Here is a 12,966-nt window from a genome sequence, read left to right as displayed (position 1 = left end):
ACAACAGCACTAATATTAGTATATAGGATGCGCAGTGAGTTTAGGGACAAGGGAGTATCATTGACACATGCCACTTTTACAACGTGACCAACACACACAAACGAAAACACTGAAACGAAACTGGTGGAAAGAAGCCGTCGCTTATCAAATCTACCCGCGCAGTTTTTATGATGCGAACGGGGACGGGATTGGCGACATTCAAGGCATCATCGACAAACTCGATTACTTGAAAGACCTCGGCGTCGACGTCATCTGGATTTGTCCGATGTACAAATCGCCGAATGACGACAACGGCTATGACATTAGCGACTATCAGGACATTATGGACGAGTTCGGGACGATGGAAGATTTCGACCGTCTGTTGACGGAAGTCCATGCGCGCGGCATGAAATTGCTGTTAGACCTCGTCGTCAACCATACGTCGGATGAGCACCCATGGTTCATCGAATCGAAGAGCTCAAAAGACAATCCGAAGCGTGACTGGTACATTTGGCGTGACGGCAAACCCGACGGCTCGAAACCGAACAACTGGGAATCGATCTTCGGCGGGTCGGCTTGGGAGTTTGACGAGACGACGGAACAATATTTCTTGCATGTCTTCTCGAAGAAACAGCCGGACCTGAACTGGGAGAACGCCGAGATGCGCCAGACGGTGTACAACATGATCAACTGGTGGCTCGACAAGGGGATCGACGGTTTCCGTGTCGATGCAATCAGCCATATCCGCAAACACCCGTCGTTCGGCGACTTGCCGAACCCGGAAGGTCTCGACTTCGTGCCATCGTTCGAGATGCACATGAACGTCGACGGGATTCACGGTTATTTGGAAGAGCTTCGCGACGAGACGTTCAACAAGCACGACATCATGACGGTCGGGGAAGCGAACGGCGTCTCGCCTGATGATGCTCACCTTTGGGTCGGCGAGAAGGAAGGCAAGATGAACATGGTGTTCCAATTTGAACACATGGGTCTCTGGCGCGAAGACGCTGAGTCGAAGCTCGACGTCGTCCATTTGAAGAACGTCCTCACAAAATGGCAGAAAGGTCTCGAAGCAGACGGCTGGAACGCCCTCTATGTCGAGAACCACGATCAAACACGGACCGTGTCGTCATGGGGTGATGACGAGTGTTATTGGAAAGAGAGCGCGAAATCGATCGCGATGATGTATTTCCTCATGCAAGGGACGCCATTCATCTATCAAGGCCAAGAGATCGGCATGACGAACGTGAAGTTCGACTCGATCGACCAGTACGACGATATCGCGACGCGTAACCGCTATTACATCGGTCTCGAGAACGGCAAGAGCCATGAGGAGATGATGGACATCACATGGAACTCGTCACGGGACAACACGCGGACGCCGATGCAGTGGAGCGACGCCCCGAACGCGGGCTTCACGTTCGCCGAGACACCTTGGTTCGGCATCAACCCGAACTATACGGACATCAACGTCGACGCCCAGCTTGAAGACGACGACTCGATCCTCAACTTCTATAAAGAGATGATTCGTCTCCGGAAACAAGACGAGACGTTCGTCTACGGGACGTATGACATCGTCTTGCCGGAACACCCGGAGATTTACGCGTACACGCGCACGCTCGGGGACGCCCAATACCTCGTCATGACGAACTTGACGGGCAAAGAAGCCATCTTTGCGACGGAGATTCTACTTCGTTCGGAAGACGTCGTCTTGAAAAACATGCCACTCGAGCCGCATGATGAGACGACACTCGTCCACTTGAAGCCGTTCGAAGGACGCGTCTATAAATTGAGTTAATCCAAGACAGGGCATTCCCTGTCTTTTTTAGTGTGAACAGTTCACGAACCGGGAAAGAAAAAGTTACCGATTCCGGACCGTTCGCGAGATATGGTACGATGGGACAGCGGAAAGGGGAATCACCATGGCAATTGAACCGAAACGCGTACGTGTGCGCCAAAAGACGACGATCAGTGAAATCGCGGAACCGATTGAGCTGCAAGCCGATGGGCTTTATTATGAATTGAAGACCGGCTTCATCATCACGTTCGACCAAGACCGGGAAGACGGCATCGTGCCGACGACGATCAAATATACGACAGGCCGGCTCGCGCTCATCTGTAAAGGTCCGATCGAGATGAATCATTCCTTTATCGAAGGACGTTTGACCCAAAGCCTATATAAAAACCCATACATGTCCATGACGATGGCGACGACGACGGAACGACTCGATGTCGCCGACGGCCGTTGCCGCTTCGCCTACGAGTTATCGATGAACGACGACTTGGCGGGCAGCTATGAAGTCGACGTCACATGGACGTTTGAAGGAGGAGAACAAGCATGAACTTTGCTGAACGCGTGAGAAAGATTGAAGAGATGTTGAACGAGGATTGGTTCGAGATGCTTGAGACGAACGAGGATGAGTATGAAGAGTGGCGCGGACGCCTCGAAGACCACGCTGAGCAGGTCGTCGGGCACTACGATAATGAGACCGGTGTCGACATGGACTCGGTCGATAAATTGCTTCAACTGAACGATGAGTTCCCGCTCCTTTACGGCGAAGACACGGTCCGGCTCTATATTGCCTTGATTGAGGCGCGGCCGGAAGACAAATCGGTGTATGAGCGTTATATCGACTACTTGGCCGCCATTGGTGATGCGACACATGAGGAATTCTTACGGTTCCATACGCTCGTCGAGGCGGGCCGTTTAGACGAGGCCCGTACGCTTGCCCCACAGATGCCGAAACGATTAGGACTCGAAGACTAAGGCCGCATTGCGGTCTTTTTCATACGTATAAATAGGGGGGATTCGATGTTACAGCTCGTTAAAACAACGATGGTGCAACAAGCGCAAGTGATTGATTTTTTACAGGAGTGGCACGAGCGGGGCGAGACGATCGTCCCGAACGCCGTCGACCGTGACGCGTCTGACTTCGCGACGTACGTCCAACAGATTCGTGACAAAGAGTCACGGGTAGATAACGTCAGTTGGGTGCCGAGCACGACATATTGGCTGACGGACGGGGACGAGTTGCTCGGGGCGGCAAATATCCGTCACGAATTGAATGAACACTTGCTTAACTTCGGGGGACACATCGGCTATGGTATCAAGCCGAGTGCCCGTGGTCGTGGTTTCGCTACGAAACAGCTCGAACTCGCGCTCGAGAAGGCGAAGGAGCTCGGGATCGAGCGGGCGTTGATCACGTGTGACCGGACGAACACGGCGTCACGCCAAGTCATCTTGAACAATGGTGGGGTACCGGACACGCCCTTCACGACGGAAGGCGGGAAAATCGTCGAGCGGTTTTGGATTGAACTGAAGGGGTGACAGGAGATGGCGAACTGGATCGTGGTCTATTTAGCGCTCATCAATTTTTTCGGGATTTATCTGTTTCCGCGAGACCGGGTGCCGTCTCAAAAATGGTTCTCATTTTCGAGCGGGATCGCCATCACGTACTTTTTTATGTATCTTTTGCCTTCCTTGAACAAGCGGCAAGACACGCTCCGGGTCGACTGGCTCGACCTGGCCTTGCCGTCGGAGATTTATGTCGTCAGCTTGCTCGGTTTCACCGTCTTTTACGGAACGATGCGGGTCGTCCGGACGCCACATTTCAAAGGTGAGACGATTGACCAGAACGTGTCGTATTGGCTCCAAGTGACGCTCTTGACGGCATATATGTCAGTCTCGGCGTACGTCGTCACGGCGTCATCCGTCACGTTCGTCGCCCGCAGCTTCTACGCGACGGCGCTCGGCGTCCACTTTCTCGCCGTCGGCCACGACTTGTATCGTCATTACGGGGAACGGTACATTGGGCAAGGGCGCTATTTGTTGAGCGGCGGGATTCTTGCCGGTGGTTTCTTCTCCCGCCTGATCGACCTCGCCTCGCACGTCGAGGCGATTTTGTTCGCGTTTGTCGCCGGGGCGATGATTCTGAACATCGTCAAGTTCGAGCTCCCGGCTGACCGTAACCTCCACTTCCGGACGTTCGTCCTCGCCGTCGTCGGATATGGCGGCATCCTCTTAGTCTTAAAGCATGTGCTCAATTTTTGACCTTTCCAATAAAAATGAATGACTGTTCATTCATTGTTTGATATACTGAACTCAAGATTGAATCCGTTTTCAAAAGGGGGAATTTTGGGGATGTCTACATTTTTAATCGTCAACTGGATTCTATTCTTGCTCGTCCTCGGCTATGGACTATATTTGTTCGCATCGTTAGTGTACCAGCGCTATACGTTCATCAAGCTCGGGAAAAAGGCAGAGTGGAGCCAAACGAACAAAGAACGGTTTGAACAGGTCATGATCAACGTGTTCGGCCAAAAGAAACTGTTGAAAGACAAGAAGAGCGGCATCATTCACGTCATGATGTTCTATGGGTTCATCCTCGTCCAGTTTGGGGCCATCGACTTCATCTGGAAAGGGCTCGCCGTCGGGACGCGTTTCCCGCACATCCCGCTCGGTCCGCTCTATCCGATTTTCACGTTCATGCAAGAAATCGTCATGCTCATGATTCTCGTCGCGGTCGTTTGGGGATTCTACCGCCGTTACGTCGAGAAACTCGTGCGCTTAAAACGAAACTTTCTGGCCGGTCTCGCCCTCATCTTCATCGGTGGGTTGATGGTATCGGTCTTGTTCGGGAACGGGTTCTACCTCGTCTATAAGGAAGAGCTCCCGATGTGGGGCGAACCGGTCGCGACACTCATCGGTTCGGCGTTCGCTTGGGTACCGGGAGGGGTCGCCTTCGCCTTGTTCGTCGTCTTCTGGTGGCTTCACCTCTTGTTCTTGCTCAGCTTCATGATCTATATCCCGCAAGGCAAGCACGCCCATTTGATTGCCGGGACGCTCAATGTCTGGCTCGGACGGACGCACAAAGTCGGTCGTCTCGCACCGGTCGACTTCTCAGCGATGGAAGAGGCGGAGGAGTCGGATGAAGAAATTGTCTTCGGCGTCAATAAGATTGAAGACTTCAACCAAAAACAACTCGTCGACTTGTACGCCTGTGTCGAGTGCGGACGCTGTACGAACGTCTGCCCGGCGACCGGGACCGGCAAGATGCTGTCACCGATGGACCTCATCGTCAAACTGCGCGACCATATGAATATGAAAGGGGCCGCCATCACGCGGAAATCACCGTGGGCGCCGGCACTCATGTTCCAAAACACGCAAGGGGCCGAGATTGCGGCCGCGGCGATGAATGGGAACATGCTCGTCGCTGACGAGTTGATCGGCAACGTCATCACCGAAGAAGAGATTTGGGCATGTACGACGTGCCGCAACTGTGAAGACCAATGCCCGGTCATGAACGAGCACGTCGACAAAATCATCGACCTTCGTCGTTATCTCGTCATGATGGAAGGGAAGATGGATCCAGAGGCACAGCGTACGGTTGCCAACATCGAGCGTCAAGGTAACCCGTGGGGGATGAACCGGAAAGAGCGCGAGAACTGGCGCAAAGACCGGGAAGAACTCGTCATTCCGACAGCGAAAGAGAAGAAGAAAGCCGGCGAAGAGTTTGAATTCCTCTTCTGGGTCGGGGCGATGGGCTCATACGATAGCCGTAGCCAAAAAGTCGCGCAAAGCTTTGCGAGTGTCTTGAACAAGGCGGGCGTCTCGTTCGCCATCCTCGGGAACGAAGAGAAGAACTCAGGGGACACGCCGCGCCGTATCGGGAACGAGCTGTTGTTCCAAGAGCTCGCCGAGGCGAACATCAAACTGTTCGAGAAATATGGCGTCACGAAGATCGTCACGGTCGACCCCCACGCGTACAACACGTTCAAAAACGAGTATCCGGACTTCGGGCTAAGTGGTGTGAAAGTGTATCATCATACCGAGCTTCTCGCCGAGCTGCTCGATACGGGCCGAATCAAGCCGGACTTCTCTGTGAACGAACGCGTCGTCTATCATGACTCGTGTTACCTCGGGCGTTACAACGGCATCTATGACGCGCCGCGTTTCGTCTTAGAACGCATCCCAGGTGTCGAACTCGTCGAAGCGGAGCGGAACCGTGAGAACGGTATGTGCTGTGGCGCCGGCGGCGGTCTCATGTGGCAAGAAGAGAAAGTCGGGACGCGCGTCAACGTGGCCCGGACCGAGCAGTTGCTCGAGACGAAGCCGACCGTCATCGGTTCGGCGTGTCCGTACTGCTTGACGATGCTCTCGGACGGGACGAAAGCGAAAGAAGTCGATGAGTCAGTCGGTACGTTCGACGTCGTCGAGTTGCTTGATCGCTCGCTTGCCCCGCTTGAAGTACCTGAACCGCTCGTTCAATAAAAATAAGGCACGGTCCGTGGACCGTGCCTTGTTCTGTCGTTACTGCATCTCGGCAGTCGCCAATAGGGAAGACGTTAAGTGCGACAAGCCTTGCGTCGTCTCATTGATGGCCGAGATCGTCTCGACCATTTGGCCGAGGTCTTGCTTGTTCCGTTCGAACGAGAGGACGTAATTGCCCATCTCGTCTTTGACGGTCGAGAAACCGGATTTGACGGCGCCAAGTTGACGCATCGCCTCATCGTTCGTCCGATGCATCTGTCCCATCTGATCGAGCAGGGCGGCGATGTTCGTCTCGTTCTCATGGATGAGCACGTTGATTTGGCTGCTCAGTTGCTTCGCATTTTCGGCGAGCGTCCTTACTTCAGTGGCGACTACGGCGAAGCCTTTGCCGTGCTCCCCGGCCCGGGCCGCTTCGATTGATGCGTTCAACGCCAATAAGTTCGTCTGGTTGGCAATCTGTTCGATGCTGCGTGTCATGCTGACGATCTCTTGTGAGCCGTCCTTGAGCGCGGTGATGCGATCGAGCGAGGCGTCCACATATGTCGCCGACTGCTTGAACTCGGACTCCATCTGCTCGATTTGTTCGCCGTTCGTCTGCGTCAAGCTCATCAAGTGCCGACTCATCTTCTCCGTCTGCTCGGTCTCGGACAATACTTGATGGGCTCGTTTGCTCGTCTCGGACATAGCGTGGCCGGTCTGTTCCATCGTCGTCGCGACTTCGGTACTGACGCGGCTCACGTCATGGAGTAGCGCCGCCCGGGCCGCGTTCGCCGACTCGATCTCCTCGAGCCGAGCGTCGACGTATTGTTCGGTGACGATTTGAGCGTCTAAATTCATCGCATGGGACAATGCGAGGAGCGATTCGGTCAATACGGCCGGATCGTGTTGATACGTCTCGACGATTTTTGGGATGAGCAACGTGTTGAAGGCAGAATATGTTGCAAGGAACCAGACGACCGGTACCGAGAAGTGGTGATGCGTCTGACCCATCCGTTTGCGCATGGCGAGGAAGTTGTCATCGATATTCCCGGTCAACAGGCTGCGGAAATAGTCTCCGAACACCTTTTTCAGACGTTCACGCGTCGATGAGGCGTTGGCAAGTTGGACCATCTCAGGCTGGAGCATCAAGTGGTCGAGTACACCTTCTAGCACGTCATCTAACACCGATTCGACGAGCGGTGCCATTGCTTGGAGTCGTTTCACTTGGGCAGAAGTATAACCCATGTAGTGCGCCCGTCCATTCAAATTCGGATCGGCCGGTTGTGCGATCGTCGTCACATCGGGAAAGCCGATTGACGCGACGTAGGCGTCAGGTTTCGTTTTACGGAACAATGCCATGTTGTATTCTCCTTTTCAGCATATAAATAAAATAGTGTTCTTCTCTATATCGGTCATAAGGTCAAAAAGATGAGCGACTGATGTGCAATGGGGCAGGTTGCGTTAATGGATGAAGGTAGAAAAGAACAAGAGACCATGTCTAAGGATGGAGGTGCTCGGTCTGACCTGGCTGTTCAACGTCGGATGGATCACCATCTACTGGTCTCGCTCGCATCCAAAAAACCATTGAAACCTCAAAATAATTTCCTCTAGCTTTTTCATATCGGTTTTGTTTATAATGAGGAGTGATGTTTAACTAGTGACGGAAAAGGAGTGTCCTTTAATGAATAAATCGTTGATCGATTTCGTTTACGAAATTCTTCAAAAGACTGGCGAGCAACCAGTTTCATTTGATGAGATTCGTGAGCAGATCAGACAAAACTATACGTTCGCGAGTGAAGAGGAAGAGCTCGAGAAAATCGCGCAACTCTACACGGACATGAACATCGACGGACTATTCGTCAACTTGGGAGCTAACCGTTGGGCGCTTCGTGTTTGGTATCCGTTCGATAAGTCAGACGAGGATCTTGTCATCGAGGCACGCCAACGCGGTGAACTCGATGAGTTCGAAGAAGAGCTTGACGAGACGGATGAAGGCATCGTCGACATTGAAGACGACCTTGACGTCTTTGCAAAAGGTGAAGATTTTGACGCCTCTGAGTTCGATGCCGAGGATGAAACCGAAAAAGTGGAAGGCCTTGACGAGTTCGAGGACGAAGACTTGGACGACGACCTCGACCTTGAAGATGAGGATGATTTATAAGAGACCGCAAAAAGCCGGGCATTTGTCCCGGCTAGGCGTGTCTCTTTTTCTTTTTTGGCAGTTGCAAAAAAGAAAAAATAATGACTTGACGACTGCATCGTCTCTGACGTAAATTAGTCATGGGCTAGTTTAGCACGTAACGATGCAGCAAAAGTGTCCTCCATTTCAGTGGGGGCGCTTTTGCTTTTTTTGTTTTTTCGTTTCCCGTTGTGGCATTCAAGAGAGGAGAATGATGATGACAAAGTATATTTTCGTAACAGGTGGGGTAGTATCTTCACTCGGTAAAGGAATCACGGCCGCTTCGCTCGCACGTCTACTTAAGAACCGAGGATTGAACGTGACGATTCAAAAGTTTGACCCGTATATCAATATCGATCCAGGGACGATGAGCCCGTATCAGCACGGTGAGGTGTTCGTCACGGATGACGGTGCCGAGACAGACCTTGACCTCGGTCACTACGAGCGCTTCATCGACATCAACTTGTCGCAAAACGCGAACGTCACATCAGGTCGTATCTACTCGACCGTGTTAAAGAAAGAACGTCGCGGCGACTACAACGGGGGAACAGTCCAAGTCATCCCGCACATCACGAACGAGATTAAAGGCCGCGTCTTCCGAGCTGGTCGCGAGACGAACGCAGACGTCGTCATCACAGAGATTGGTGGAACAGTCGGGGACATCGAGTCGCTTCCGTTCATTGAGGCCATCCGACAAGTGAAGAACGACATCGGCAAAGAGAACGTCATGTACGTTCACTGTACGCTCGTTCCTTATCTCCGTGCTGCCGGTGAGATGAAGACGAAGCCGACGCAACACAGCGTCAAAGAGCTTCGCAGTTACGGGATACAGCCGGACATTATCGTCCTTCGTACCGAGCACGACATCCCGGATGACATGCGGGAGAAAATCGCCTTGTTCTGTGACACGCGCAAAGAAGCGGTCATCGAGGCGCAAGATGCATCGACACTTTACGAAGTGCCGCTCAATCTTCAAAAACAAGGCATGGACCAACTCGTCAACGACTATTTCGGCTTCAACACACCGGCCGCTGACATGACGGCTTGGAAAGAGCTCGTCCACACGGTCACGCACCTCGAGAAGAAAGTCAAAATCGCGCTCGTCGGGAAATACGTCGAACTTCGTGATGCGTATATCTCGGTCGCCGAATCGCTCAAACACGCGGGTTACGCGTTCAATGCCGACATTGACATCGACTGGGTCAACGCCGAAGACGTCACGGCAGACAACGTTGAGACGCTCCTAGGAGACGCGGATGGGATTCTCGTTCCGGGCGGATTTGGAGAACGCGGCATCGAAGGAAAGATTGAAGCGACACGTTATGCCCGTGAGAACAACGTCCCATTCTTCGGAATTTGCCTCGGCATGCAGCTTGCGACGGTCGAGTTCGCCCGCAACGTCTTGAAACTCGACGGTGCCCACTCGGCGGAAATCGATCCGACGACGGATTACCCGATCATCGATTTGCTTCCAGAGCAAAAAGATATCGAGGACCTCGGCGGCACGCTTCGTCTCGGGCTCTACCCATGTAAGCTCGAGCCAGGTACGAAAGCGCATGCCGCTTACAACCAAGAGCTCGTCTATGAGCGCCATCGTCACCGTTACGAGTTCAACAACGAGTATCGTGAAGCGTTCGAGGCGGAAGGGTTCAAGTTCTCAGGAACGAGCCCGGACGGCCGTCTCGTCGAAATCATCGAGATTCCAGAACACAAGTGGTTCGTCGCGTCACAGTTCCACCCAGAACTCATTTCGCGTCCAGAACGTCCACAACGCTTGTTCCACGATTTCATCCAAGCTTCACTTGGCGAATGAGTGGCAGGTCACAGTCTATGACTGTGGCTTTTTTTCTCGGGCAAAAGGCTGATACACGCAACAGCTTCAGGTGGATACATGTTGCTCAAAATCCGGGTACACTAAGAATAGAACGGGGAGAGGACGATGCGACATGCAGAAACGAATGATGGTGTATATCGGATATGGGGCGGCGCTCGTCACGCTCAGCCTGTTGCCGTTCGTCGTCTTGCCGACGTTATTGCTCCCTTATCAACTTGGCTGGACCGGAATCGTATTGCTCGCGCTGTCGATCGGTCTATTGCGATCGATTCGCGAGGGGTCGAACACGTATTTGAAACAGATGCTGAAAATGACGTTCACGTTGTTCTTGTTGTTCGTTTTCGTATATTATGTCTCGTTCGGACTCGTATTATACGATTCATACGGGCTCGAGCGGTTGCTCGAACAGTACGGGGACCAGGCGATGTGGGTGTTCGCCGCGTTTAGTTTCCTGCAGCCGATTGCGCTCCCGGTCCCAGAGGCGGTCAGTGTGCCGATTGGCAGCGTCGCCCTCGGGCCGCTCCGGGCGGCGTTGATCGGGAGCGTCGCGACGACGCTCGGTATTCTTGTCATGTACGGGATTGCCCGGTTCGGACGGGAGCGGGTCATGCGGCTCATCGATGCCGGTAAGCTCGCGACGTATGACCGGTATGTGGACAAATACGGCCTCGGCGTCTTGCTCATCTTGTTCATCATCCCGATTTTACCCGACGAAATGATCTGCCTTGCGGCCGGGTTCAGCCGGGTGCCGTTCCCGAGGTTCGTGCTAATCGCTACCGGGGCGAAGCTTGTCACATCGTTCGGTCTCGCTTATTCGGTCTCACTCGGAGAGCTGTTCATCACCGGTGCAAGTCCGTTCGCCATCGTCTCGGTGACGGCGAGTCTGTTGCTCGTCATCTTGGCGCTCGTCTGGCGGAAACGAAAAAAAGGGAATTCGAACTGACAGCTTGAAAGAGTAGAGAGCACAGATAGAGAGGAAGACATTATGGTTCGTGATGAGGATTTAGTGATTCGACCGATTCAAAGAAGCGATTTGAATCGATTATGGGAATTGATCTATAAGGATGAGACGCCGGAGTGGAAACAGTGGGACGCCCCGTATTTTGAACATCGGGCGCAAACGTATGAGGTGTACCGAAAGGGCGCCGACGAACACATTGGCCGTGACGACATGTGGGTCATCGAGGTCGACGGCACCGTCTACGGGACGGTTTCCTTCTATTATGAGGATACGGGCCAGAACTGGCTCGAGGTCGGTATCATCCTCCATCAAGCCGACCGTTGGAATCGCGGGATCGGCACCCGGGCGCTCAAGCTATGGGTCGGACATCTGTTTCAGACGCTGCCGACGGTCCGGATCGGGTTGACGACGTGGTCTGGCAACGAGCGGATGATGAAAGTCGCCGAGAAGGTCGGCATGCGACTCGAAGGACGGATTCGCAACGTGCGCGTCGTCGATGACGTGCGATACGACTCGATTCGTATGGGTGTATTGCGGGAAGAATGGATGACAGAAAGCGCTAAGTCTCAGTAGAGGCTTAGCGCTTTTCACGTGTGGAACAATTGGCGATATTGGAGCGGGGTCATTTGTTTATACGTTTTGAATGTATTGATATACGCCGTACAGGAGGCGAAGCGATATTTCTCGCCGATGGCACAAATTGGCAAGGTCGTCCCGAGCAAATCGGCGATGGATGCATCGATGCGTCGGCGCCGGATTCGTTCCGGCACACTTTCGCCGACTTCCTGTTTGAACAGGGCTGACAAATAATTGTTCGACAATCCGATTTGTTGGGCAATCCACGGGAGCGATAAGTCAGGCTCTTTCAAATGGTCCTCAATCAAATGGATGGTCGTCGTGACGTTCGGGTTCGTCGACACGGGCGGGGAGAGGAACGCCATCATCTTTATCAAATACTTGACGATGACAGGAATGGCGTAGATAAAGTCAAGCGTCGTCGTCAGCTCATCGATCAAAATGAGTAGCGCGCTCGTATAGTCGAGGGCGGTCTGGACGTTCGGGTTGTCGACCGGGATTAAACGGATGATGTGATAGACGAGACCGCGATAGTAGAAGCGGACACTCGTATACTCATCTGAGGCCGGTAATTTGAGTAAATCGAGCGTCAATGTTTCGAGCAGTTGCTCGGCCCGGATTGGATGGGCACTGCGTAGCGCGCTCAAAATCTGTTGGTCGAGTGCATAAAAGTTATCGACATGCTGAAAATCATCGAACAAATTTTTATCACGATGCAAGTGGTCCAGAAATTGGCGCTTGATTTTATTTTCCAACGGATGATTCACTTCTTTCGTCTTACATTTCGGAACTGCTTATGGATTGCGTGAAACGTTCCGTTTGGTCGCTTGTTTTAACTCGGTAATTTCTTGCGCCAACGCCTCATCCCGGGAACGGGCGGATGATTCAAGGCGGAGTTTGAGATTCTCACTTTTCTGTCGATACGTTTCAGCGACTTGTTTCGTACGCTGTTGGTGCTGACTGAGCTGTTTGTTGTACGCATCAAAATCAATTGGCTTTTTCGTCATACATCATATGCCCCTTTCAAAAGACGGTCAAACAGACAGACAAGGCGCAAAAGCAAAGTTTGGCCTAAGTCCTGCAGGAGAGAATGGCTCCTGTCTTTAGCTTACGAAGGAGGTGGGGGCTTGAAAAGTTAGGTCAACATGAAAGGAGAAGTGAAAAAGAATAAAAATGTGACGAAATTG

The 12,966-nt window shown here is 52.8% G+C and carries 13 protein-coding genes; 10 read left to right on the top strand and 3 right to left on the bottom strand.

From position 1 onward, the window contains the following. The first annotated feature begins 67 nt into the window (after positions 1 to 67). The 6 genes from DPV68_RS02165 to DPV68_RS02140 all read left to right on the top strand — a co-directional run bounded on the left by DPV68_RS02165 (position 68) and on the right by DPV68_RS02140 (position 6,250). Positions 68 to 1,777, top strand: coding sequence for a glycoside hydrolase family 13 protein (locus DPV68_RS02165; RefSeq protein ID WP_304529346.1), 1,710 nt, complete (start codon positions 68 to 70; stop codon positions 1,775 to 1,777). A 124-nt stretch (positions 1,778 to 1,901) separates the two neighbouring features. Beyond that, entirely contained in the window at positions 1,902 to 2,321 is a 420-nt protein-coding gene (locus DPV68_RS02160) for a YwiB family protein (protein WP_114165198.1), read from the top strand. Then, entirely contained in the window at positions 2,318 to 2,746 is a 429-nt protein-coding gene (locus tag DPV68_RS02155; protein WP_114165197.1) for a hypothetical protein, read from the top strand. Before DPV68_RS02160 ends, DPV68_RS02155 begins: the two co-directional genes overlap by 4 nt. 45 nt (positions 2,747 to 2,791) lie before the next feature. Further along, positions 2,792 to 3,307 carry a GNAT family N-acetyltransferase gene (locus DPV68_RS02150; RefSeq protein ID WP_114165196.1) on the top strand — a complete coding sequence of 172 codons (516 nt, stop codon included), beginning with the start codon at positions 2,792 to 2,794 and terminating at the stop codon, positions 3,305 to 3,307. Between the two features lie 6 nt (positions 3,308 to 3,313). Next, positions 3,314 to 4,030 (top strand): hypothetical protein, encoded by a 717-nt coding sequence (locus DPV68_RS02145; RefSeq protein ID WP_114165195.1) that lies wholly within the window; start codon positions 3,314 to 3,316, stop codon positions 4,028 to 4,030. 90 nt (positions 4,031 to 4,120) lie between these two features. Then, positions 4,121 to 6,250, top strand: coding sequence for a (Fe-S)-binding protein (locus DPV68_RS02140; protein ID WP_114165194.1), 2,130 nt, complete (start codon positions 4,121 to 4,123; stop codon positions 6,248 to 6,250). A 39-nt stretch (positions 6,251 to 6,289) separates the two neighbouring features. On the opposite strand, the gene DPV68_RS02135 is transcribed toward DPV68_RS02140, so the two are convergent. Then, positions 6,290 to 7,588, bottom strand: a complete 1,299-nt coding sequence (locus DPV68_RS02135) for a methyl-accepting chemotaxis protein (protein ID WP_114165193.1) — start codon at positions 7,586 to 7,588, stop codon at positions 6,290 to 6,292. Positions 7,589 to 7,910: 322 nt separating this feature from the next. On the opposite strand from DPV68_RS02135, the gene rpoE reads away from it, so the two are divergent. The 4 genes from rpoE to DPV68_RS02115 all read left to right on the top strand — a co-directional run bounded on the left by rpoE (position 7,911) and on the right by DPV68_RS02115 (position 11,776). Then, positions 7,911 to 8,390 (top strand): DNA-directed RNA polymerase subunit delta, encoded by a 480-nt coding sequence (gene rpoE / locus DPV68_RS02130; protein ID WP_114165192.1) that lies wholly within the window; start codon positions 7,911 to 7,913, stop codon positions 8,388 to 8,390. 235 nt (positions 8,391 to 8,625) lie between these two features. After that, on the top strand, positions 8,626 to 10,221 hold the full coding sequence (locus DPV68_RS02125; protein WP_114165191.1) for a CTP synthase: 1,596 nt from the start codon (positions 8,626 to 8,628) through the stop codon (positions 10,219 to 10,221). 133 nt (positions 10,222 to 10,354) lie between these two features. Continuing rightward, the gene (locus DPV68_RS02120; RefSeq protein ID WP_114165190.1) at positions 10,355 to 11,185 is read left to right on the top strand and encodes a TVP38/TMEM64 family protein; all 831 of its coding nucleotides are present in this window, start codon (positions 10,355 to 10,357) and stop codon (positions 11,183 to 11,185) included. A 42-nt stretch (positions 11,186 to 11,227) separates the two neighbouring features. Further along, entirely contained in the window at positions 11,228 to 11,776 is a 549-nt protein-coding gene (locus DPV68_RS02115; RefSeq protein ID WP_114165189.1) for a GNAT family N-acetyltransferase, read from the top strand. A gap of 14 nt (positions 11,777 to 11,790) precedes the next feature. Here the strand turns inward: DPV68_RS02115 and DPV68_RS02110 are convergent, their stop codons facing one another. After that, positions 11,791 to 12,534 carry a helix-turn-helix transcriptional regulator gene (locus DPV68_RS02110; RefSeq protein WP_114165188.1) on the bottom strand — a complete coding sequence of 248 codons (744 nt, stop codon included), beginning with the start codon at positions 12,532 to 12,534 and terminating at the stop codon, positions 11,791 to 11,793. A 39-nt stretch (positions 12,535 to 12,573) separates the two neighbouring features. Continuing rightward, the gene (locus DPV68_RS02105) at positions 12,574 to 12,786 is read right to left on the bottom strand and encodes a hypothetical protein (RefSeq protein ID WP_114165187.1); all 213 of its coding nucleotides are present in this window, start codon (positions 12,784 to 12,786) and stop codon (positions 12,574 to 12,576) included. Positions 12,787 to 12,966: the final 180 nt, after the last annotated feature.

The sequence above is a fragment of the Exiguobacterium sp. TNDT2 genome (assembly GCF_003331145.1).
Lineage (GTDB): Bacteria > Bacillota > Bacilli > Exiguobacteriales > Exiguobacteriaceae > Exiguobacterium.
Note: the sequence above shows the minus strand (reverse complement) of the source record. Positions and strands in the feature narration are given on the sequence as shown.

What these genes read in the sequence shown, in the direction of transcription:
- DPV68_RS02165 (WP_304529346.1), top strand. Translation starts at nt 68, where the DNA reads ATGCCACTTTTACAACGTGACCAACACACACAAACGAAAACACTGAAA.
- DPV68_RS02160 (WP_114165198.1), top strand. Translation starts at nt 1,902, where the DNA reads ATGGCAATTGAACCGAAACGCGTACGTGTGCGCCAAAAGACGACGATC.
- DPV68_RS02155 (WP_114165197.1), top strand. Translation starts at nt 2,318, where the DNA reads ATGAACTTTGCTGAACGCGTGAGAAAGATTGAAGAGATGTTGAACGAG.
- DPV68_RS02150 (WP_114165196.1), top strand. Translation starts at nt 2,792, where the DNA reads ATGTTACAGCTCGTTAAAACAACGATGGTGCAACAAGCGCAAGTGATT.
- DPV68_RS02145 (WP_114165195.1), top strand. Translation starts at nt 3,314, where the DNA reads ATGGCGAACTGGATCGTGGTCTATTTAGCGCTCATCAATTTTTTCGGG.
- DPV68_RS02140 (WP_114165194.1), top strand. Translation starts at nt 4,121, where the DNA reads ATGTCTACATTTTTAATCGTCAACTGGATTCTATTCTTGCTCGTCCTC.
- DPV68_RS02135 (WP_114165193.1), bottom strand. Translation starts at nt 7,588, where the DNA reads ATGGCATTGTTCCGTAAAACGAAACCTGACGCCTACGTCGCGTCAATC.
- rpoE (WP_114165192.1), top strand. Translation starts at nt 7,911, where the DNA reads ATGAATAAATCGTTGATCGATTTCGTTTACGAAATTCTTCAAAAGACT.
- DPV68_RS02125 (WP_114165191.1), top strand. Translation starts at nt 8,626, where the DNA reads ATGACAAAGTATATTTTCGTAACAGGTGGGGTAGTATCTTCACTCGGT.
- DPV68_RS02120 (WP_114165190.1), top strand. Translation starts at nt 10,355, where the DNA reads ATGCAGAAACGAATGATGGTGTATATCGGATATGGGGCGGCGCTCGTC.
- DPV68_RS02115 (WP_114165189.1), top strand. Translation starts at nt 11,228, where the DNA reads ATGGTTCGTGATGAGGATTTAGTGATTCGACCGATTCAAAGAAGCGAT.
- DPV68_RS02105 (WP_114165187.1), bottom strand. Translation starts at nt 12,786, where the DNA reads ATGACGAAAAAGCCAATTGATTTTGATGCGTACAACAAACAGCTCAGT.